At 71.9% G+C, this 20717-nt stretch carries 17 protein-coding genes; 7 read left to right on the top strand and 10 right to left on the bottom strand.

The genetic code is table 11. The features are described from left to right. The first annotated feature begins 41 nt into the window (after window positions 1–41). Window positions 42–287, top strand: a complete 246-nt coding sequence (locus tag ACQP03_RS02695; RefSeq protein ID WP_357123904.1) for a DUF2530 domain-containing protein — start codon at window positions 42–44, stop codon at window positions 285–287. Between the two features lie 27 nt (window positions 288–314). Here the strand turns inward: ACQP03_RS02695 and ACQP03_RS02690 are convergent, their stop codons facing one another. Continuing rightward, on the bottom strand, window positions 315–1154 hold the full coding sequence (locus ACQP03_RS02690; RefSeq protein ID WP_357123901.1) for a DUF3027 domain-containing protein: 840 nt from the start codon (window positions 1152–1154) through the stop codon (window positions 315–317). A gap of 89 nt (window positions 1155–1243) precedes the next feature. On the opposite strand from ACQP03_RS02690, the gene ACQP03_RS02685 reads away from it, so the two are divergent. Together ACQP03_RS02685 and ACQP03_RS02680 are read left to right on the top strand one after the other, a co-directional pair. Beyond that, window positions 1244–2860, top strand: a complete 1617-nt coding sequence (locus tag ACQP03_RS02685; RefSeq protein WP_357123898.1) for an MFS transporter — start codon at window positions 1244–1246, stop codon at window positions 2858–2860. Further along, entirely contained in the window at window positions 2857–3507 is a 651-nt protein-coding gene (locus ACQP03_RS02680) for a futalosine hydrolase (protein WP_357123895.1), read from the top strand. The genes ACQP03_RS02685 and ACQP03_RS02680 overlap by 4 nt, the downstream gene beginning before the upstream one ends. On the opposite strand, the gene ACQP03_RS02675 is transcribed toward ACQP03_RS02680, so the two are convergent. After that, window positions 3470–4360, bottom strand: coding sequence for a GNAT family N-acetyltransferase (locus ACQP03_RS02675; RefSeq protein WP_433460140.1), 891 nt, complete (start codon window positions 4358–4360; stop codon window positions 3470–3472). The two genes, ACQP03_RS02680 and ACQP03_RS02675, sit on opposite strands and share 38 nt — an antisense overlap. A 648-nt stretch (window positions 4361–5008) precedes the next feature. Here ACQP03_RS02675 and ACQP03_RS02670 point away from each other — a divergent pair. Next, window positions 5009–5839 carry a 1,4-dihydroxy-6-naphthoate synthase gene (locus tag ACQP03_RS02670; protein WP_357393074.1) on the top strand — a complete coding sequence of 277 codons (831 nt, stop codon included), beginning with the start codon at window positions 5009–5011 and terminating at the stop codon, window positions 5837–5839. Here the strand turns inward: ACQP03_RS02670 and ACQP03_RS02665 are convergent. Together ACQP03_RS02665 and ACQP03_RS02660 are read right to left on the bottom strand one after the other, a co-directional pair. Beyond that, the gene (locus tag ACQP03_RS02665) at window positions 5800–6186 is read right to left on the bottom strand and encodes a cold-shock protein (protein WP_088986676.1); all 387 of its coding nucleotides are present in this window, start codon (window positions 6184–6186) and stop codon (window positions 5800–5802) included. The genes ACQP03_RS02670 and ACQP03_RS02665 overlap by 40 nt on opposite strands. A 27-nt stretch (window positions 6187–6213) precedes the next feature. Beyond that, window positions 6214–6837 carry an HAD family hydrolase gene (locus tag ACQP03_RS02660; RefSeq protein WP_357123888.1) on the bottom strand — a complete coding sequence of 208 codons (624 nt, stop codon included), beginning with the start codon at window positions 6835–6837 and terminating at the stop codon, window positions 6214–6216. An 84-nt stretch (window positions 6838–6921) separates the two neighbouring features. On the opposite strand from ACQP03_RS02660, the gene ACQP03_RS02655 reads away from it, so the two are divergent. Beyond that, a complete protein-coding gene (locus tag ACQP03_RS02655; RefSeq protein WP_433460137.1) occupies window positions 6922–9405 on the top strand; it encodes a helicase-associated domain-containing protein in 2484 nt (827 codons plus the stop codon). A 24-nt stretch (window positions 9406–9429) separates the two neighbouring features. Here the strand turns inward: ACQP03_RS02655 and ACQP03_RS02650 are convergent, their stop codons facing one another. Both ACQP03_RS02650 and ACQP03_RS02645 read right to left on the bottom strand, forming a co-directional pair. Beyond that, window positions 9430–9666, bottom strand: a complete 237-nt coding sequence (locus ACQP03_RS02650) for a hypothetical protein (protein ID WP_357123881.1) — start codon at window positions 9664–9666, stop codon at window positions 9430–9432. Between the two features lie 97 nt (window positions 9667–9763). Continuing rightward, on the bottom strand, window positions 9764–10636 hold the full coding sequence (locus tag ACQP03_RS02645; RefSeq protein ID WP_357123877.1) for a L,D-transpeptidase family protein: 873 nt from the start codon (window positions 10634–10636) through the stop codon (window positions 9764–9766). A 173-nt stretch (window positions 10637–10809) separates the two neighbouring features. Here ACQP03_RS02645 and ACQP03_RS02640 point away from each other — a divergent pair, with 173 nt between their 5' ends. Continuing rightward, window positions 10810–12489, top strand: a complete 1680-nt coding sequence (locus ACQP03_RS02640) for a DNA repair helicase XPB (RefSeq protein ID WP_357123874.1) — start codon at window positions 10810–10812, stop codon at window positions 12487–12489. A gap of 98 nt (window positions 12490–12587) precedes the next feature. Here the strand turns inward: ACQP03_RS02640 and ACQP03_RS02635 are convergent, their stop codons facing one another. Then, window positions 12588–13160, bottom strand: coding sequence for a TetR/AcrR family transcriptional regulator (locus ACQP03_RS02635; protein WP_357123871.1), 573 nt, complete (start codon window positions 13158–13160; stop codon window positions 12588–12590). 88 nt (window positions 13161–13248) lie between these two features. On the opposite strand from ACQP03_RS02635, the gene ACQP03_RS02630 reads away from it, so the two are divergent. Beyond that, on the top strand, window positions 13249–13620 hold the full coding sequence (locus ACQP03_RS02630; RefSeq protein ID WP_355049204.1) for a DUF4267 domain-containing protein: 372 nt from the start codon (window positions 13249–13251) through the stop codon (window positions 13618–13620). Between the two features lie 140 nt (window positions 13621–13760). On the opposite strand, the gene ACQP03_RS02625 is transcribed toward ACQP03_RS02630, so the two are convergent. From ACQP03_RS02625 to ACQP03_RS02615, 3 genes are all read right to left on the bottom strand, one after another. Next, window positions 13761–14459, bottom strand: coding sequence for a hypothetical protein (locus ACQP03_RS02625; protein WP_433460133.1), 699 nt, complete (start codon window positions 14457–14459; stop codon window positions 13761–13763). 386 nt (window positions 14460–14845) lie between these two features. Then, window positions 14846–19777 carry a carbohydrate-binding protein gene (locus tag ACQP03_RS02620; protein ID WP_433460131.1) on the bottom strand — a complete coding sequence of 1644 codons (4932 nt, stop codon included), beginning with the start codon at window positions 19775–19777 and terminating at the stop codon, window positions 14846–14848. Window positions 19778–19924: 147 nt separating this feature from the next. Continuing rightward, on the bottom strand, window positions 19925–20647 hold the full coding sequence (locus ACQP03_RS02615; RefSeq protein ID WP_433460129.1) for a hypothetical protein: 723 nt from the start codon (window positions 20645–20647) through the stop codon (window positions 19925–19927). Window positions 20648–20717 lie beyond the last annotated feature (70 nt).

Below are 20717 nucleotides of genomic sequence, written 5' to 3'. Positions count from 1 at the left end.
TCGCTGGCGGGCAGGGGAAGTGCATCGCGTACGCTTGCCCGATGCCGAACGACCAGCCACCGCGCCCCGCGCCGCTGGACCCGCCGATGGTGCCGTTCGCCGTCGCCGGCCTGATCGCCTGGGCGGTCGTCGGACTGGTGCTGCTGGTGTTCTTCCGGGGCTGGCTGACCGAGCACCATCACGAGAACTGGCTCTGGACCTGCCTGGCCGGTTTCCTGTGGGGCTTCCCCGGGCTCGCCGTCATGCTGCGGCACGACGCCAACCGACGCCGCCGCCGGGCGATCTGAACGCGCCGGCCCGCGCCGGAGCGCCGCTCAGGGGTGCCCGTACGGCTCCGCCGGCTCCCCCGCCTCGACCGAACCCGGCGCACGGCTGACCGACATGGCCTCCACGGCGCTGTCGTCGTACACCGTTGGTAGGTCCTCGACCGCGGTCTCGGCGGCCTCGATCAGCGTCTCGGAGTGCGCGCCGCAACCATGGTCGGCGCTGACCACCCGGCCGTCGTCGGGTGCGTAGAAGTTGCCGCACGCGCCGAACGCCGCCCGCATCGCCCCGGCCAACGGGAGGTAGAAGCCACAGGTGCCGCAGCGGGCGGCGGCCGGCGCGGCCGTGGAGATGGCGGCCGTCGGGCCGTGGTCGCCGTCGTACCAGCGCTGCGCCGCGTCGGCCCGACCCTCCCGGGAGAGCACCCGGGCCCGACCGAGACCCAGCTCCCAGGCCGTCTCCTCGACCGCCGGGTCGTCGGAGAGCAGGTAGCCGGGGACCAGCCGCTCATCCTCCGGAGCGGTCGGCAGCAGATCACCCGGGCCGAGGTCACCGGGCTTGAGCCGCTCCTGCCAGGGCAGCCAGCCGGGCGCGAGCAGCGCGTCCGGACCGGGCAGCAGCACCGTCTCGCAGATGGTCACCGTACGGCTGCGCGGGACGCGGGTCACGGTGACCGCCCACCGCCAACCGCGGTAGCCGGCGAGGCGACACTCGAAGTAGTGGGTGACCAGCCGATCGCCCTCGGACACGACCTGCAGGTGGTCGCCGACGTCGTCGGCGTCCACCTCGGTGATGCCGGCACGGGCCACCTCGACGGCGGCGGCGCAGACCTGGTCGAGACGGGCGGCACGGGTGGAGGCGGGCCTGGTCACCAGACCATTGTTCCCCATGCTCCCCGCAGGGGTGACAGGGACTCCCGGGGAACCTTTCGCCGCGACTGATGCGGCACACCTGCGTCGGATGGGCGAGGATGGTGCACATGCCGCCGTACTCCCACTCCGGGCGTTCCCTCCTCGGGCGGACCGTCGGCACCGGCATTCGGGCCATCCGTCTGCTCCTGCGCGGCTCGGTGGGCAGCGGCCGCTGGGTGACCCGCCGGGCCGGTCATGCCCGCGCGCGGGGCGCCGGCGGCGAGGTCGGCATGGTCCGGCTGTTCGACCTGCACGCGCTCTCCTGCGCGGGTGACACCCTGATCGCGATCGGCCTGGCCGGGACGATCTTCTTCAACGTGCCGCTGGGTGAGGCCCGCAGCAAGGTCGCGCTCTACCTGCTGGTGACCATGGTGCCGTTCGCGATGCTCGCGCCCGTGGTGGGGCCGCTGCTGGACCACTTCCGGCACGGCCGGCGGTACGCGCTGGCCGCCACCATGCTCGGCCGGGCGTTCCTGGCCTGGCTGATCTCGGACTACATCCACGGCTTCGGGCTCTATCCGGCCGCGTTCGGTGTGCTGGCGCTGTCGCGCGCCTACGGCGTGGCCCGCTCGGCGGCGGTACCCCGGCTGTTGCCGGAAGGGCTGGGCCTCTCCCAGGTGGGTGCCCGGGCCAGCGTGTACGGCACGGTGGCGGGCGCGCTGGTGGCCCCGATCGGGTTGGCCGCCTTCTGGTTCGGGCCGCAGTGGCCGCTGCGGGTCGCGTCGGTGATCTTCCTGATCGGCATGGTGATCTCGCTGCGGCTGCCCCCGAAGGCGGACTCGGAGCCACCCGAGCGCGTCCCTCGCGCGCTACGCGCCCTGGGCCGCCGCGCGGACCGGCCGCTGGGCCGGGGTCGGCCCGCCGGACGGCTGGTGATCGCCACCCTGATCGGCGCCGCGACCCTGCGGGCCGTGTACGGCTTTCTGCTGCTCTTCCTCGCGTTCGCCATCAAGAAGGGCGATCTGACCACCGGGGTGTTCGGGCGGGACCTGGGCGCGGAGTGGGCGCTGGGGCTGATCGGCGGCGCCCTGGCCGTCGGCAGCTTCCTGGCGACCGCGGTCGGCACCCGGTTGCGTATCCACCGGCCGACCGCCATCCAGTCCAGCAGCATGATCATCGTGGCGGGGGTGGGGGTACTCGCCGTCATCCAGTTCTCGCTGTTGATGGTGGCCCTGCTCTGCCTGGTCACCGCGCTGGTCAGCGGAGTGGCCAAACTCGCCGTGGACGCCTCGATTCAGGAGCGCATCCCGGAGCGGCTGCGGGCCAGCTCCTTCGCCCACTCCGAGACGGTGCTCATGCTCGCCTTCGTCGCCGGTGGCGGGCTCGGGCTGGTGCCGTTCGCCGGCCGGACCGGCATCGCGGTCGCCGCCGGGGTGGGCATCGTGGCCGCCGTCCGGGGAGTGCTGGTCGCCGCTCGGCTACGCACCGAGAAGCTGGCCGGCCGGCCGCTGGGTGACGACGAACTGGCCGAGGACGAGCCCGAGGTTGTCGCGCCCCAGACCGTCGCGCCCGAGACCGTCGCACCGACCTCGCCGGCGCCACCTCAGGCCACGTCGCAGCGGCAGGACGAAGCGGGGCTCGCGCCGCCGGGCTACCACATCTACCGGCCCTCTTCGTCGGTCGGCGGCCCGGGTGGGGGCGCGGACGACGAGACCCGCCGCGAGTCCCCCGGCTCGCTCTCGTGAGCGGTCTGCTGGTGGTGACCGCGGTGCCGGCCGAGGCGGACGCCGTACAGGCCGGGCTGACCGCCACCGACGTGACCGTCGCCCCGGTCGGGGTTGGCCCGGCCGTCGCGGGTGCCGCCACCGCGCGGCTGCTGACCCTGGCCGAGGCGGCCGGTCGGCCGTACCGTGCGGTGGTCAGTGCCGGCGTGGCCGGCGGCTTCACCGGGCGCGCAGCGGTCGGCGACACCGTGCTCGGCACCGCGAGCATCGCGGCCGACCTGGGCGCCGACTCACCGGACGGCTTCATCGGCATCGAGGATCTGGGCATGCCACCCGCGCTGCTCGGCGGCGGCAGCGTCGTCCCTGCACACCCGGCGTTACTGGCAACGCTGCGAGCCGCCCTACCCATGGCCACGATCGGCCCGGTGCTCACGGTCAGCACCGTCACCGGCACCGCCGCCGGCACCGAGGAGCTACGCCGGCGGCATCCGGAGGCGGTGGCCGAGGCCATGGAGGGGTACGGGGTAGCCGTCGCCGCCGCCCAGGCCGGAGTGCCCTTCGCCGAGCTGCGCACCATCTCCAACCCGATCGGCCCGCGCGACCGCGACGCCTGGCGGCTGCGCGAGGCCCTCACCGCGCTGACGAAGGCGGCTGCGGCACTGGGCTGACCCCGGGCGCGCCTCGGACGTCGAGCATCAGCGCCGACGGTCTGCTCGCTCGAAGTTCGAATCCGCAGGCGAGGAGAAAATCGACGTTGCCGAACTCGGCGACCGCGTGGGCGGCACGAAGGCCGGCCCGCGCCATCTCCTTGGCCAACAGCTCGACCAGCCGCCGTCCGATACCGAGAAACCGCAGGTCCGGAGCGACGACAACACCCTCGAGCACCACCTCACGCCGGTCGTCCAATTCGTCGCCGAGGAGGAGGTCGACGCTCCGTTCATGAGCCCGCAGCTCGCCGACCGGTCCCGCTCCGGGCAGCTCGGCGACGAACCGCCAAGAGGTGGCCGGCACGTCTTCGCCCGCACGCCGGAAAGTCACCCGTGCGCGGGCCTCCTGCCGCCACCGCCGCCGGTCCCGCCGAGCCCGGTCGAGGTCGTAGGTCAGCTCCGGCACGCGCAGAGGCCACGATCTCTGCGGAAGAGTGTACGAATGCGCCCACCACGCGCCCGGCCAGTCCTTGAGGGTCCGTACCCGGCGGACATCGAGGTGCGCCGGGTACCGACGGTCGGCCTCGTCCCGCGGCTCGTCGACAGGCATGCCCAGCGGCACGCCGCCCGAATCGGCGAACTTGCCGAGCGGCGGTTCGCCGTGCAGCCGGATCGCCAGCTCGCCCCCTGCCGCTCCGACGAGCCGCGCCACCGTGCGAAACGCCGGCTCGCCGCCCCGCCCCGCCTCGATCCGGGCCAGTGTGCTCTTCGGGACCCCGGACCGATCGGCCAACTCCCGTTGGCTCAGATCTGCACGTCGACGAAGATCGCGCAGCACCGCCCCCACGTCGATCGCATCCCCGCTGATCCCCACCCGTCCATGGTTTTCCGCACGGCGAGCGTCGTCAACAGCGCGCCCTACGCCTGTGGATAACCATGTGGACAACGCGCTTGGGCTGTGGGTATCCCTGTGGTGGTCGGCCCCTGTCGAGCTGCCCCAGAAGTGGGGCGCGGCCGATCGCCCGAAGGGCGGTACACCCCGGATCGCCCCCGCCCGCCACCACGACCACCCGGATCCACTGACCACCGCGACAACCGAACGCCCCCACCGCCACGGCCACAGCGCGCACAGGCAGGGCACCCGCACGAGCGGCACAGGCACGGCACAGGCACGGCACGGGCACCGCACGAGCACTGGCACCGCACGCGCACTGGCACCGCACGAGCACGGGCACGGGCGGGCACGGCATAGGCATCAAACACCGCCACGACCCGCCGCCGCTGGCGCGATTGCGCCCCACATCTGGAGCAGCTCGACAGGGACCGACCTAACCACCCGCCACCACCGCCGCCCGTGCCCCCTCACCCCACATCCGGGGCAGCTCGACACCGAGCGACGTGACCTCTCGCACCTGGACGGGGGCACCGGAGGGGCAGGAGTCGGCGCCGGTCTGGTTTGTCGCGGATCACCAGGCACGGGGTCGCACCGACCGGCCGCGCGGGCGGGGCTAACGTGAAGGGCGTGGCGCTCTCCCTGGCGATCTCGCCCTGCCCCAACGACACGTTCGTATTCGACGCCCTGGTGCACGGGCGGGTGCCCGGCGCACCGCCGGTCGAGGTGACCTACGCCGACGTCGACGTCACCAACACGGCGGCCGAGCGGGGCGCGTTCGACCTGGTGAAGGTGAGCTACGCGGCGCTGCCGTGGCTGCTCGACGACTACCACCTGCTGCCCTGCGGTGGCGCGCTCGGTCGCGGGTGCGGGCCGCTGGTGCTCACCCGGGGTGACCGCGCCGACCTGACCGGCGCCACGGTGGCCGTGCCGGGCGACCGGACGACCGCGTACCTGCTGTTCCGGCTCTGGTCGGCCGGACGGCCGCCAGCTCGGATCGAGGTGGTTCCGTTCCACGAGATCATGCCGGGCGTCGCGGCCGGCCGCTACGACGCGGGCCTGGTCATCCACGAGGCCCGCTTCACCTACCACCGGCACGGCCTGACCGCGCTCGTCGACCTCGGCGAGTGGTGGGAGGCCGACACGGGCCTGCCCATTCCCCTCGGCGCGATCCTGGCCCGTCGCGGCGCGGTCGACCCGGAGGCCGCCGCCGGCTGGATCCGCGAGTCCGTCCGGCAGGCCTGGGCGGACCCGACGGTCAGCCGGGAGTACGTCCTCGCGCATGCCCAGGAAATGGAACTCGACGTGGTGGACCGGCACATCGGCCTCTACGTCAACGAGTTCACGGCCGACCTGGGTGCGGCCGGCTTCGCCGCGGTGACGGCGCTCCTCGACCGCGCCGCCACCGCCGGGCTGGTGCCTCAGACCTCCAGCTCGCGCGCGACCGCGTGGACCAGCTGAGCGATCTTCTGCGCGGTCTTCTTGTCCGGGTACCGGCCCCGACGCAGGTCCGGCTGGACCTTCGCCTCCAGCACCTTGATCATGTCTTCGACGAGGCCGTGCAGCTCCTCGGCCGGCCGGCGCCGCAGCTCCGCCATCGACGGCGGCGCGTCCAGCAGTTTCACGCCCATGGCCTGGGCGCCACGGCGGCTGTCCACCACGCTGAAGTCGACCCGCTGACCACCCTTGAGGTCGGTGACGCCCGCCGGCAACGCGCCCTTGGGCAGGAACACGTCACCGCCCTCGTCACTGGTGACGAAGCCGTATCCCTTGGCCGTGTCGTACCACTTCACTCGACCCGTAGGCACCTGAAAACCCCTGCTTCACTTGAGCCGCTACTGCTCCAAGGCTAGCTGGATCATGCCGTCGAGCGCCGCTGGGAATCCGGTGAGATCGTCCAGCACGACGCTCGCCCCCGCCGCACGCAGCTCATCCGGGGAACACGGGCCCGTCGCCACGGCGATTCCGGGCACGCCGGCAACCCCCGCCGCCACCATGTCCGCCACGTGATCGCCCACGTAGTGGGTCGCGCCGTGCTCCCGCAGGGCGGTCGCCTTCTGCTCGGCGAACAGGTCACCGGCGAGCTCGTCCACCACCAGGCCGAGGTGGTCCAGGTGTAGCCGGGCCAACCGGGCGATCTTGGAGGTGACGACGAGCACCCTTCCGCCCCGGGCACGGATCGCGTCGATGGCCTCCCGCGCGCCGGGCATCGGGACCGTCGGGGTGATCGCGTACGCCGGGTACAGCTCGCGGTACAGCAGGACGGCCGATTCGACCTGCTCCGGTGGGAACCAGTGCGCGATCTCGGTGCGCAGCGGCGGGCCGAGGCGGGACACCGCCAGGTCGGCGTCCACCGGAACGCCCGTCCTCGCGGTCAGCGCCCGGTAGGCCGCGGCGATGCCGGGGCGGGAGTCCACCAGGGTCATGTCGAGGTCGAATCCGACGGTCGGTGCAGACATGCCGAGAAACCTACTCGCCGACGCACAGCCGGCCGTACGTCCGAGGGGCGCGACCGGCCCACCCCGGGCTAGCGTGGAAAGACGATGACCACCTCACTCGCCGACCATCTGCGGTCGCTGCCCGACGAGTCCCTGGCCGCACTCCTGCAACTGCGGCCGGACCTCGTCGTGCCCGTGCCGGCCGACATCTCCGCTCTGGCCATCCGCGCCCAGTCCCGGGTCTCGGTGGCCCGCGCGCTGGACGGGCTGGACCAGTTCACCCTGCTGATCCTGGACGCCGGCCGGCTCACCCGGCACCCGGACGAGGGCACGACCGCCATCGACACGATTCTCGCCATGGCGACCGCTGGGCCGCACCCACCGGCGCCGACCGCGGTCCGGGCCGCCGTGGGCCGGCTGAGGGCGCTGTTCCTGCTGTACGGCCCCGAGCACGCCATGTACGTGGCGGCCGCCGTCGACGAGGTCTCCCCGTACCCCGCTGGACTTGGTCGGCCCGCCGCGGACCTGGACGTTCGCGCGGCCGCCCTCTGCGCGGACCCGGCGAAACTGCGCCGGACGCTGCTCGCGGCGCCCCCGTCGGCCCGGGCGATCCTGGACCGGCTGGCGGCCGGGCCGCCGGTCGGTAGCGTGCCCCCGGGCGCGTTGCAGGCACCGGCGATCGGCGCGCAGGACGCCGTCCTCGCCGACCCGATCAACGGCGGCGCGCCCACCGGCTCACCGGTGCGCTGGCTGGTCGACAATCGGCTGCTGGTGACCGTCTCGGCCGGCTCGGGGACGGCTGGCGGCACCGTCGAGCTGCCCCGCGAGGTCGGCCTCCTGCTGCGGCGCGACAGCGGTCCGCTCGGGCCGTTGCAGACCAGCCCGCCGTCGGTGGCTGCCGCTCCCCGCGAGCCCAAGATGGTCGACTCGGCCGGCGCCGGGCAGACCATGGAGGTGGTCCGGCACACCGAAGGACTGCTGGAACAGCTCGCCGCCGAACCCGCCCCGGTGCTGCGGTCGGGTGGCATCGGCGTCCGCGACCTGCGCCGGCTGGCCCGCACCGCCGGCCTGGACGAGCCGACCACCGCGCTGCTGCTCGAGGTGGCGTACGCGGCGGGGCTCGCCGGTGAGATGGAGCTGCCCGGTGCGACCACCGGTCGGTACGGGGCGGACCAGCAGGTGCTGCCGACCGGCGGGTACGAGGTGTGGCGGGCCGGATCACTGGCCCAACGGTGGGAGCACCTGGCCCGCGCCTGGATGACCATGACCCGGCAGGTGGGGTTGGTCGGGCGGCGTGACGACCGGGACCGGCCGATCACCGCGCTCTCGGCGGAGGCCGAGCGGGCCGGTGCGCCGGCAACCCGCCGGGCGGTGCTCGGGGTGCTCGCCGACCTGGAGCCGGCGACCGCGCCCACCCCGGAGGAGTTGCAGGCCCTGCTGGACTGGCGGACGCCACGGCGCAGCCGAGGTCGGGAGGCCGCCCACCGGGAGGTGCTGGCCGAGGCGGCGCAGCTCGGTATGACCGGGCTGGGGGCGCTCACCTCGTACGGACGGTTGTTGCTGGGCGAGCTGACGTCGACCGACGAATCCGGCGGCGACCCGCTGGGGTTGCACGCGGACACCGAGAGTGGCGATCCGTCCGGTGCGGCGCGGGCGTTGGACGCGCTGCTGCCCGCCCCGGTCGACCACTTCCTGGTGCAGGCCGACCTGACCGTGGTGGTGCCCGGCCCGCCCGAGCCGGCGCTCGCCGCCGAGTTGGAGGCGACGACGGAACTCGAGTCGGCCGGCGGGGCGAGTGTGCACCGGGTCACCACGGCGAGCGTCCGGCGGGCGTTGGACGCCGGTTACACGGCCGACGACCTGCACGAGTTGTTCCGTCGCCGGTCGCGTACCCCGGTGCCGCAGGGGCTCAGCTACCTGGTGGACGACGTGGCCCGTAAGCACGGCGGGCTGCGGGCCGGCTCGGCCGGGGCGTACCTGCGCAGCGACGACGAGGCGCTCCTCACCGAGGTGCTGGCCGACCGGCGGCTGGAGTCGCTGACGCTGCGTCGGTTGGCGCCGACGGTGTTGACCACCCCGTACCAGGTCAGCCGGATGCTCACCGCGCTGCGGGAGGCGGGCTACGCGCCGGTGCAGGAGGACGGCATGGGCAGCACGATGCTGATTCGGCCACGGGTCCGGCGCGCTCCGGCGCGGGTAGGGGTGACCACCAGGACGCTGGACCCGCTGGTTACCCCGAAGCTGCCGATGCCCCGGCTGCTCGGGGTGGTGGAGCACATCCGGCGGGGTGATGCGGCGGCGCGGGCGGCCCGTCGCGCCCCGGCGGTGGTCCGGGGTGGGGCGGCGGGGCTGGGCGGTGGCCCGGTGCCGGCGCACACGCACAGCGAGGCGCTCGCCGTGCTCCAGCAGGCGGTCCGGGACCGGGCGCTGGTCTGGGTCGGGTATGTGGACGCCCACGGGGCGAACGCGTCGCGGCTGGTGAAGCCGGTCTCGATCGGGGCGGGCTACCTGCGCGCCGAGGACGAGCGGACCGAAATGCTGCACACCTTCGCGCTGCACCGGATCACCGCGGCGGTGCTGGCGGACTGAGCGGCTCCGTTCTCCCGTGGTCGCTCAGCGGCGGCTGCGTCGTACGGTGCCGACCACCGAGATGAGCAGCAGGAGGGCGAAGCCGGCCCCGGCCGACTCGCCGACCGAGTCGACGAAGCCCTGTTGGAGCACCAGCCACCCGAAGAGGAACCACCCGAAGAGCAGCGCCGCCGCGAAGGCGTACGCGAACACCGTCGCGCGGGACACCTCGTCGGGCGGCGCCTGCTCGTACTGCGCGACCACTTCACGGTCGACCGTCATACCCAGCCTCCCCGCCCGATCCGGCCCTGGACTCCCAGCGTGACACTCCGGTGACCGGTCCGACAGGGGATAAAACCCGGAAAGGAGGGCGTGTCGCTCAGGTGCCGGGGCGGCGACCGATCAGCACCACGCGGGTGCCGACCTTGCCCAGCTCCCACATCCGGACCGCGTCGGCGTGCAGGAGGTTGACGCAGCCGTGCGAGCCGATCGACTTGTCGTGCAGGTAGGTGGTGGTCTCGTGGAAGCCCATGCCCTGGGTGAAGTGCTGCCAGTACGGCAGCCACACCTCGTACGGGTCGGACCACTCCTTCGGGTTACGGAAGTTGACCGTGTACGTGCCGGAAGGGGTGCGGAAGCCGGACATTCCGGTGCGGGTCACGGTCGGCGCCATGACCACCTTGCCGCCCCGCATCGCCCAGACGGTCTGCCGGGTCAGGTCCACGCAGAACGTGGTGCCCGCGCCGGCCCGGCAGCGGGTCGTGTCGGTGGTGGCGAGGCGCTGGGCCACGTCGAGGGTGGTCGGTCCGGCGCGACCCTCAACGGGGCGAATGCCGTACCTCTGCTGGAACTTCTTGATGGCGGCGCAGTCGGCGGCGGACTGCCGCCCGTCGACGGTGACGGCCCCGAACCCGCCGAGGCGGGCGAGGTACGTCTCCACCGCGCGCTGGTGCTGGCCCTGTGGGCAGCCGGCGGCGGTCGGCGCGCCGGTGCTCGGGGTCGACGCCGCGCGGGTCGGCTTCGGCGTGGGTTTTCGAGAGGGTTTCGGGGCGGACGACGGTGTGGTGGGCCGGCCGTGCTGGGCCGGCCCGGACGTGCCGCTCGCCCCCGATGCCTGCTCCGCCGCACCGACCGGAGCGGCTCCCCCGCCACCACTCCCGCCGGACCGCGGATCGAACGTGCACGCGCCGGCACCGACCAGCACGACCACCACCAGGGCAAACAGCCGGGAAGTGTGCCGGACACGCCGCATGGCACCTCCCCTGGACAGTTGTCCCTTTCCTAGACGTTCGTAAGTGCCGTCCTGGTTGCATCCGGTGAGCATCTTTCTTGGGACGTTTCCCGTCGTGCAACACTGGATGGTCGGCCCGCAGCGGGTGTGCGACCGCGGCGGTCCCGACGGCCAACCGAGGAGAGGACGCTGGCGTGAGTGGTGGACCCCTGATCGTGCAGTCGGACAAGACGCTGCTGCTGGAGATCGACCACCCCGACGCGCAGGCCTGCCGGATGGCGATCGCGCCCTTCGCCGAGTTGGAACGGTCTCCGGAGCACGTGCACACGTACCGGCTGACCCCGCTCGGGTTGTGGAACGCCCGCGCGGCGGGGCACGACGCCGAGGGCGTGGTCGACTCGCTGATCAAGTACTCGCGCTACCCGGTGCCACACGCGCTGCTGGTGGACGTGGCCGAGACGATGGACCGGTACGGCCGGCTCCAACTCGCCAACGATCCCGCGTACGGGCTGGTGCTGCGGGCGCTGGACCGGCTGGTGCTGATCGAGGTGGCGAAGAGCAAGAAGCTCGCCGGCATGCTCGGCGACAAGATCGACGACGACACGATCCGGGTGCACCCGTCCGAGCGGGGCCGGCTCAAGCAGGCGCTGCTCAAGCTGGGCTGGCCGGCGGAGGACCTGGCCGGTTACGTGGACGGCGAGGCGCACCCGATCGAGCTGGCCGAGGCCGGCAAGGACGGGCGCAAGCCGTGGACGCTGCGGTCGTACCAGCGGGAGGCCGTCGAGGCGTTCTGGGCCGGCGGGTCGGGCGTGGTCGTGTTGCCCTGTGGGGCCGGCAAGACCCTGGTCGGCGCGGCGGCGATGGCCGAGGCGAAGGCGACGACGCTGATCCTGGTCACCAACACCGTCGCCGGCCGGCAGTGGAAGCGCGAGCTGATCGCCCGCACGTCGCTGACCGAGGAGGAGATCGGCGAGTACTCGGGCGAGCGCAAGGAGATCCGCCCGGTCACCATCGCCACGTACCAGGTGCTCACCTCCCGAAAGGGGGGCGTGTTCACCCACCTGGACCTGTTCGGCGCCCGCGACTGGGGCCTGGTCGTCTACGACGAGGTGCACCTGCTGCCCGCGCCGATCTTCCGCTTCACGGCGGACCTCCAGGCCCGCCGCCGGCTGGGCCTGACGGCCACTCTGGTACGCGAGGACGGCCGCGAGGGCGACGTGTTCAGCCTGATCGGGCCGAAGCGGTACGACGCGCCGTGGAAGGACATCGAGTCGCAGGGCTGGATCGCCCCGGCCGAGTGTGTCGAGGTCCGGGTGACGCTGACCGACGCGGAGCGGATGTCGTACGCGACGGCGGAGGCCGAGGAACGCTACCGGATGGCGGCGACCGCGCGCACCAAGCTGCCCGTGGTCAAGGCCCTCGTTGACCGGCACCCGAACGACCAGGTGCTGGTGATCGGCGCGTACATCGACCAGTTGCACCAGATCGGCGAGTACCTGGACGCGCCGATCGTGCAGGGCTCCACCACCAACAAGGAGCGCGAGCGGCTGTTCGACGCGTTCCGCACCGGCGAGCTACGCACGTTGGTGATCTCCAAGGTCGGCAACTTCTCCATCGACCTGCCCGAGGCGGCGGTGGCGATCCAGGTGTCCGGCACGTTCGGGTCACGGCAGGAGGAGGCCCAGCGGTTGGGTCGGGTGCTGCGTCCGAAGGCCGACGGCCGGCAGGCGCACTTCTACACGGTCGTCTCCCGGGACACGATCGACACCGAGTACGCGGCACACCGGCAGCGCTTCCTCGCCGAGCAGGGGTACGCGTACACGATCGTCGACGCCGACGACGTCCTCGGCCCGTCCCTACCGTCCTTCGACTGACCTGCGTTTTTGCTTTGTCGGCTTGATCGACTCGGTTTCCTGGAGGCCGGGGTGTCCCGAGCGCCCGGACACCCCGCCTTCCTGGAACCCGGCCTCGGTCAGCGGGAGAAGCGGTCGACCAGCGCCGCCAGCCGGCGGTCGTGGCCTTCGCGGCGGAGGCGGGCGCTGCGCATGAGCGTGACCAGACCGTGCAGGCCGCTCCAGAACGTCTCGGTGAGAGTCTCCAGGTCGGCGTCGCCGGCGAACGGCCGTACCGTCTCGGCCAGTTCGGCGAAACCCCGGGCGAGATCGGTCGGGACGTCCGAGCTGGCGAACGGCAGGTCCACGGCGAGGGTGAACATCGCGTCGTAGAGGGCGGGTCGCTGGTCGGCGAACGCGACGTACGCCGCAGCGACGTCGGCGACCGCCTGCCGTGGGTCGGCCGCGGCCGCACGGGCGGTCACCAGCGCGGTCGCCAGTTCAGCGAAGCCCTCGACGGCGACCGCCGCCATGATGGCGTCCTTGCCCTTGAAGTGGCTGTAGAGGACGGGCTGGCTGTACTCGATCTCGGCGGCCAGCCGCCTGGTTGTCACCGCGTCCCAGCCTTCGGCCAGGGCTAACTCCCGGGCGGCGGCGACGATGGCGCGTTCCCGTTCCGCCCGCTCGCGCTCCCGGCGCGTCTGAGTCGACATGACAGCAATGCTAGCACCGCTAGCGAATCTGTCCGCGCTCTGCTAGCGTCGCTCTTATACCTAGCAGCGCTAGCAATTGGAGCGGATCATGTTGTCACCCCTGGCCTACGGGCTCGCCGTCGTACTCAGTCTCTTCGTCCTCTTCATCGGCGCACGGTTCCTGCTGGTGCCGCGGGCCGCAGCCGCCGGGTACGGCGTACCGGTGCGGCCGGACGGCGATATCGCCTACCTGACGGTCAAAGGGCTCAAGGACGTCACCTTCGGGCTGCTCGGCCTCGCCCTGATCGCCTTCACCACCGCCGACGCGGTCGCGTGGTACATGCTGATCGTCGCGCTCGTCCCCCTGGGCGACACCCTCATCGTGCTGCGCAACGGCGGAACGAAGGCCGTGGCCTTCGGCATCCACTTCGCGACGGCCGTAGTGGTCCTCCTAAACGCCGCCCTCCTCTTCGCCCTGTAACCCCCAGGGCTCGCCCTCAGGCTGGCCCTGTTGATCAAGAGGTTCGCGTCAAATTCCGCCCGATCGGTGACGCGAACCTCTTGATCACCGGGCTGGTCGGGGACCGGCGGGGGCCGGTCGGGGTGGGGGTGGGGGTGGGGTTAGGGGGTGGGGGTGGGGGGTGGGCAGCGGTCGGGGAGGGTCACCTCGCCCGGGTGGTGGTCGAAGGTGTCGAGCGTGAACCACTCGTCCAGCTCGGGGTCGAAGAGGTTCTGCAGGCCGAACTGGAGCACCTGCCACCACCGGCTCGGGTCGCGCTGGTCGACGTAGATGTCGCCGAGCGCCAGCGGGAACCGGAAGAACTCCCCCGGCACGGTCGAGCCGCCGACCACTCCCACCCGCCAGTGGTCCACGTGCCGGTCGTTCGCACCCTGCAGGATCTCCGGCCCGACATAGCGGGACGTCTTCAGCTTGTCGTTGAAGATCTGCCGGTTGAAGAACCCGGGCACCTTGCTACACGGGCGCGGCGGGAACAGCGGGATGTTCGGCCACTTGTAAGTGAGCGTGTAGAGCGTGTTCTCGTAGATCAGGTTCGTGAACCAGATCGGGTGCTCGGGGCCGCCGGCGACCATCTGACTGTTGCCGTCGCGGCCCTGCCAGCTGAACGGCACGTCGATGCCGAGGTCCCGCACGACGTACCGGCCGGTGCCCCGGAAGTCGGCCGGGAGCAGCGGTGGGCGCGGCTCGCGCGGCACGGGGACCACGTCACCGTCCGCCCGGGCCGCGCGCGGCGGCGCGGCGGCCGGGCCGGGCGCGACCACGCCGAGGGCCAACAGCGCGCCGGCCACCGCCGCAACCACAACCCGAGGTGTACGCCTCGACGCCATCAGCCCTCCGTCAGTGTCGACAGTGGCCGACGCCCCGCCCGCGCCCGCCTCCGGCGAAGCGTAGGGGCAGGGCAAACGTGAGAACGGGCGGAACGGATGGCCTCCACCGGACGGGTGACGCACCCTGCGGCCCTGATCGGGACGCTGGCGAACCAGCTCCGCCGGCTCCGACCCGACGTCAGCGAGAACTGCTCCTCCCGGTGAGCGAGGCGCCCCGGGCCTTGGTCAACTCGTGGTCCAGGAAGGCGGGGTGTCGGGGCGCTCGGGACACCCCGGCTTCCAGGAACCCGAGTCGATCAACGCGCACACCGGCCCGGGACCAGCAATCGGTCCCGGGCCGGTGTTCACGCGAACCCTGCCTACTTGATCAGCTTCCAGGGGCCGTTCGGGTCGCCCGGCTCCTGGCCGCGCGTCCACCATTTCGCCTCGTAGACGTGGCCCTTGAAGGACACCCGGTCGCCGGCCGTGTACACCTTGGTCAGCGTCCAGGCGGCCGGGCTGTTGTCCGGCGGGGTCGGGGCGATCTCCTCCCAGGACCCGTTGCGGTCACCCGGCTTCTGGTTGCGGGTGTACCACTGGGCCCGCCACTTCCTACCGTCGTACATGGCGAACTCGCCCGAGTTGAAGATCCGCGACGCGGTCCAGATCGCGGTGCCGTCCTCGGTCATGGCGATTTCCTGCCACGCGCCGTTGGCGTCGGCGCCCGGCTTCTGGTTCTTCGTGTACCAGGAGGCCCGGAAGACCCGGCCCTGGTAGGTCACCCGGTCGCCGTCGTTGTAGACCGTCGACGAACTCCACTGCGCCGGCAGGTTCACCGTCAGGGTGGCGGTGGCCTCGACCGCGGTCAGGTGGTCGTCACCCGGGTACGACGCGGTCAGCGCGTGCTGGCCGCCGGCCAACCCCACCGGCAGGGTGAACGTCGCCGTGCCGTTGGTCAGCGTGGCCGAGCCGCGCACGGTCGTACCCTCGCGCAACTCCACCGCGCCGGTGACCGGCGTGCTGCCGGCCGCGACCTTGACGGTCACCGTCGCCGCTGTGCCCCAGGCGGTCGGGGTGGTGGTGACGGTCATCGTCGGGACCCGCTTGGCGGTCGTGAACACCGCCGGCTGGGCCACCGCCTCGCCGCCGTCGGCGCTCTTCGCCGACACGATCCAGCCGTACGAGGTGCCCGGCAGGAGCTTGTCCCACGTCGTCGTGGCCACGTCGTTCGAGGTCACCTCGTCGGTGCCGATCGTGCCGGCCGGCACGTACGCGGCGAGCGAGTCGGTGGTGAACGACGTCTTGCGGGTGGTGAGGTCCACCGGCAGGGTCAGGTTGTCCTCCGCGCCGTTGTAGCGCGGCTTGGGCTGGCTGCCGTCCTGGCGGATGTCGTACTCGGTCGCCCCGAAGTTCTTCAGGAACGGCGAGTACGTGTCGATGTGCATCTCGGCCCGGTCCACGTCGAACTGGAGCAGCCGCAGGAAGCTCGCCCCGAACTGCAACCGGTCGGTGGCCTTGTGGTCCGGCGTGCCGTCGCCGTTGACATCGATGGTGCCGTCGGCGGCGACCTGGTTCGGCCACAGCTCGGCGGCGGCGACCGTGTAGAACTGGTAGTCGGCCAGCAGTTCGACGACGTCGTGGCTGACCGTCACCCCGATCTTCGACTTCAGGTTGGTGCCGACGCCGTGCTCATGCCCGGCGAGTACCAGGAACACGTTCGGGTTGGCCTCGACGACCTGCTTGAACAGCGGCGAGCCGTCCGGGGCGGAGAAGTCCGCGCCGCGACCGTCGGGGTTGGCCGACGGCTTCAGGTAGTCGTGCGAGAGCAGGATCCCGTTGCGGTCCTTGTACCGCTTGAAGATCGAGTCAGCCCACTTGGCCTCGGCCGGCGTGACGCCGTACGACAGGCCGACCACCACGAAGTCCAGGCCACCGGCGGAGAACAGCAGGTAGTTGTTCTGGTTGTCCTTACCCGGCGTGACCGAGCCGTCGGCGTTCGTCCGCTCGTCCCAGGCGTGGTACTCGGTGCCCTTCGGCCAGGCCTTCGCCGTCCCGTAGTACCGGTCGGCGCTGAAGGTGCGGCTGAACCGGGAGTCGGGGCCGGTCTCGGCGCCCAACTGGTCGTCGTGGTTGCCCGCGATGACCTGGTTGACGACGCCGTTGTCGTCGAGGATCTTCTGGAAACCCGAGGCGGTGGCGAGTTCCTTCTGCACCTGCTCGTGCAGACCGGGCCGCTTCAGCGAGCCGTCCGGGTTCTTCGCCAGCGGGTCGTAGTAGTCGTTCTCGATGACGTCACCGGTGTGCGCCGCGTACGCGATCTTGCGGCTGTCCGCGTTGTCGGCGATCCACTGCATCTGGTCGCGGTACGCGGCCGACCAGATCGCCTGCTCCTCGGCGGTCTCGACGTCCGAGGGCTCGGCGTTGCCGTCGAAGTCGTCGTACGTGCCGCCGGCCGCGCCCTCGGTGACGTACTGGGTATCGGTGAAGTGCGCCAACGAGAAGTCGTACGACGCGGGGTCTTCGAAGCGGTCCTTGTCGTTCTGCGCCGTCGCGTCGCGCGGCGACAGGTCGTCGGCGAACGGGTCCTCGCCGGTGACCAGCACGTGCACGACACCGCCGTCGCGGTAGCCCGCCTCGACCGGCGCGGTCAGGACGGTGTCCTGCCCGGCCTTCCCCCGCGAACTGGTGAGCACGACCCACTTTCCGGTGGCCGGGTTCCAGGCCCGCAGCGCCACGATCCGCGCCGGGTCGATGCTGCCCGACCAGCGCAGCGTCGGCTCCTGCTTGGTGGCGCCCAGCGGCAGGTCGTACCGCTGGAAGACCACCCCACGGCTGGACGGGCTGTCGATGGTCGAACCGTCGAGCGGACGCAGCGAGGCGACGTCCACGCTCCGGTCATGCTGGACGTCGAGCGTGGTCGGCACGTCGGCCGCCTCGCCCTGGTAACCCTTGGTCGGCAGGACGACGTCGGCCTTGGTGAAGGTCGCGGTCAGCCCGACACCCTCGGTGCCGGGAATCCGGGCGGACAGCTCCGCCGAGAGCGGGTCGGTGTTCTTGATCGTGGCGTTCAGCTCGGTCGGGACGTCCGGGATGCTCGCGCTGCTGAAGCGCACCTCGCGGGTCGCGGTGTTGCCGAGCGCGTCGGTCGCCGTCATCGCGATGGTGTGTTCGCCGGCCGGCAGGCCGTGACCGATCTGGTCGCCCTGCTTGACGGCCGCGCCGTCGAGCGTGATGGCGGGCGTGCCGACCACGCCGCTGGCGTCCTTCACCGTGAGGTCGAGCGCCACCGTCGACGTCAGCCGCTGGCCGGCCGCCGGGACGCTGCTGGCGATCTCCGGAGCGGTGTTGTCGGTGGTGAACCGCCGCGTGGAGGTCTTGTCGCCGACGACCGCCTTGATGGTGTGGGCGCCGTCCGCGATCGTCGCGGTGTCCACGTCGGCGCGCTTGCCCAGCGCCGGCAGCGCCGAGCCGTCCTGGGCGGTGACGTCGAACAGGACCATCGTGGTGAGGACGCCGTTGAAGCTGCTGCCGCAGGTGCCATCACCGAGGTACGTGGTCACGGGCGAGCCGGCCGGGTAGGTGGCCGAGCCGATGGTGACCGTGCTCTGCGCGACCGAGCGGGTCAGCTGAGTGGCCTTCGCGCCGCTGGGCAGGAGTTCGAAGTCCCGCAGGGTGAAGTCGTCGTAGTTGTCGCAGCCGGCCGGCTTGGCGCTGCCGTGGTCGCTGCCCGCCACGAACTCCAGGGCGTTGACGCCCGGCACCAGCCACTCGTTCGGGAAGGCGAGGTCGGCGACCTCCTTCTCCCACATCCCGATCTCCAGCGGGATGCCGTTGACCAGCACCTTGTTGTCGTACCCGTTGTCGCTGCCGTTGCCACCGACGAACATCTTCAGGTGCGCGTCGCCGGCGGCGGCGAGGGTGTCGACGGTGCGCGTGGTCGGCGCGCCCGCGACGGTGAAGTGGAACTCGGCGTCCTTGTTCGCGCCGCAGGTGCCGTCGCCGAGCGCCAGGGACGCGGCGGTCGTCTCCGCCTTCGTCACGGTCGTGCCGCTAGTGGTGACCAGGTACGTGGTGCCGGCAGTCACCGTGCCCGCCGTGCTCAGCGTGAGACTGGTGGCCTCCCGGGTGAGCTTGAAGTCGTCGTGGTTGGCGCAGGTAGCACCGTTGAGCGTGCCGTTGTAGTCGCCGGTGCGCACCTGTACGACGTTGTCGCCGAGGTGCAGGAACCGGTTCGGGAACGCCAGCTTCACGGCCTCTGCGCCGAGCGCGCCGTAGTCGCCGCCGAGGTCGACGCGGTGGCCGTTGACCAGCGCGTAGTTCTGGTAGCGGGCCTCGACCGAGTTGCCGGCCTCGACCGCGAGGCCGAGGGTGGCGGTGCCGGCGGCCAGCATCTCCGCGTTCTCGGCCGGCTTGTCGTCGATGGCGAGCGACTCGACGCTGTCCTTGCCGGCGGACGCGAGCGCGGCGATGACCGGCTGCGTTCCGCGTACGCGGGCACCGTCACCGGGGGTGACCACCGCCGCGCCGGCCGGGGCGTTGTTGACGTCGACGGTGACGCTCGTCTTCGCGCCCGACAGGCTTGTCGCGCTGACGGTGTGCGTACCGTTGGTGAGCTTCGTGGTGTCGAGGTCGGTACGCAGGCCGGACGTGCTGCCCGGTTCGCCGGAGATGACGAAGGTCAGGTCCTGGTTGAGCAGCTTCGCCGAGCTGCCGCAGGTGCCGTCGCCGAAGTTGTAGCTGAACAGGTTCTGCTCGCCGTCGGCGACCACGCCGAGGAGGCTGAGGCTGATGCTGCTCAGCGCGTAGTCGTCATAGTTGGGGCAGCGGCCACCCTCACCGTTCGGCAGTTCCTGGTAGCCGACGGCCGTCTTCGTGGTGGTGTCGACCCAGTTCGCACCGGCGTGGACCGAGACGGTGTTCGCGCCCGGCTTCAACCAGTCGCCCGGGAAGTCGAGGGTGCCGACCCTCCCGCCCGGGATGTCCGGGAAGTAGACCCGGTCGGCCTCGGCCGTGTGCCCGTTGACCGTGAGGTAGTTGCGGTACCGGGCCTCGGTGCCGTTGCCGCCCATCTCGAACGCGAAGTGGGCGGTGCCGGCGGTCTTCTCGGCGCTGATCTTGTCGCCGTCGACGGCGAGCATGGTCACCGAGTCGTTCTCGGTGACCGGCTCGACGACGACGGGCACCTTGCCCTCGACGTTCTGCCCGTCGCTCAGGTTGATCAGCGGCGTGGTGGCGCTGGCCGGCACGGCCTCCGCTCCGGCCAACGCCGGATGCAGGGTCGTCGCCGGTCCGGCGATGAGAATGAGCGCCATCGCGGACAGCAGTCCGCGTGTTCGCTTCCGGCGCGCACGTCTGTCGTGCGTCATGGCGGGGTTTCTCCTTTGTTGGGTGCGAGGAACCGCCGACGCCGTGGGTGCCGACTGCGGCGGGCAGAGGGGCCGCCCTGGTGGCGGCCGGTCTCAGGACGACGGTCGGGCGCGGGTGACCCGTCGACGACGTACCTGGCGTCGCAGCAACGACCCGACGGCCCCGACGAGCAGCAGCGGGCCGACGCTCATGACGAGCCGCCGGGTGGTGCTCTGGGCGTGGCCCGTCCCGCCGGTGGCAGCCGCTGGCGGGGGCACGTCGCCGAGCAGCCAGTCGTGGGAGTACTCGTCGGTGCCGTACACCTGGCGTTTGCCCTTGGGCCCGGTCGCCACGGTGCGGTACGCGGGGTCGAGGTCGGTCAGCATCCGGACCTCGACGCGGGCGATGCCGACGGCACCCCAGCAGGTGTAATGGACGTCCACACCGGAGGCGGCGAGGTCGCCCGCCTTTTTGACGGTGCCGGCGCACGCCCGACCGGCGTTGCTGACGGTCATCTGCTTGAGCAGGTAGTCGGCGAACGGCTTAGATCCGGCGAGGATCGTCGCGTCCTTGTCCCGGGTGTCGACAGCCCCGTCGAGCAGGACACGGTCCTGCGGCAAAAGGCCGAGGTGGACGCCGAGCACTGTCAGCTCGTCGACGCCGCCGGGCTTCCACGTCAGGTGGACCACGTCGGGGCGGGCCGCGTCCGCCGCAACGGTCACGGTCTGCGGATAGCCGTACGGGTGGGCGTCGGCGGGGACCGCCGTGGCGAGCAGGGTGAGGGTGAACGCCGCCGAGATCACGACGCGGCGGGGCCACCGAGCGGTTGCGGGCATGCCAGCGCTCCGGTCTACAGGTGCTGTGGCACGCCGGTGGGCGCGGCCGTTCAGTGACCCTGCCGGCCGT

It is taken from the genome of Micromonospora sp. CA-248212, assembly GCF_050948405.1.
In the GTDB taxonomy this organism is placed as follows: Bacteria; Actinomycetota; Actinomycetes; order Mycobacteriales; family Micromonosporaceae; genus Micromonospora.
The sequence above is the reverse complement of the archived record's forward strand: the minus strand, read 5'-3'. Positions and strand labels throughout refer to the sequence as shown.

Excerpts from the sequence above, each read along its gene's own strand:
- ACQP03_RS02630 (WP_355049204.1), top strand. The coding sequence starts at position 13,249 with ATGTTGTCACCCCTGGCCTACGGGCTCGCCGTCGTACTCAGTCTCTTC.
- ACQP03_RS02635 (WP_357123871.1), bottom strand. The coding sequence starts at position 13,160 with ATGTCGACTCAGACGCGCCGGGAGCGCGAGCGGGCGGAACGGGAACGC.
- ACQP03_RS02650 (WP_357123881.1), bottom strand. The coding sequence starts at position 9,666 with ATGACGGTCGACCGTGAAGTGGTCGCGCAGTACGAGCAGGCGCCGCCC.
- ACQP03_RS02690 (WP_357123901.1), bottom strand. The coding sequence starts at position 1,154 with ATGGGGAACAATGGTCTGGTGACCAGGCCCGCCTCCACCCGTGCCGCC.
- ACQP03_RS02685 (WP_357123898.1), top strand. The coding sequence starts at position 1,244 with ATGCCGCCGTACTCCCACTCCGGGCGTTCCCTCCTCGGGCGGACCGTC.
- ACQP03_RS02615 (WP_433460129.1), bottom strand. The coding sequence starts at position 20,647 with ATGCCCGCAACCGCTCGGTGGCCCCGCCGCGTCGTGATCTCGGCGGCG.
- ACQP03_RS02655 (WP_433460137.1), top strand. The coding sequence starts at position 6,922 with ATGACCACCTCACTCGCCGACCATCTGCGGTCGCTGCCCGACGAGTCC.
- ACQP03_RS02660 (WP_357123888.1), bottom strand. The coding sequence starts at position 6,837 with ATGTCTGCACCGACCGTCGGATTCGACCTCGACATGACCCTGGTGGAC.
- ACQP03_RS02695 (WP_357123904.1), top strand. The coding sequence starts at position 42 with ATGCCGAACGACCAGCCACCGCGCCCCGCGCCGCTGGACCCGCCGATG.
- ACQP03_RS02645 (WP_357123877.1), bottom strand. The coding sequence starts at position 10,636 with ATGCGGCGTGTCCGGCACACTTCCCGGCTGTTTGCCCTGGTGGTGGTC.
- ACQP03_RS02620 (WP_433460131.1), bottom strand. The coding sequence starts at position 19,777 with ATGGCGCTCATTCTCATCGCCGGACCGGCGACGACCCTGCATCCGGCG.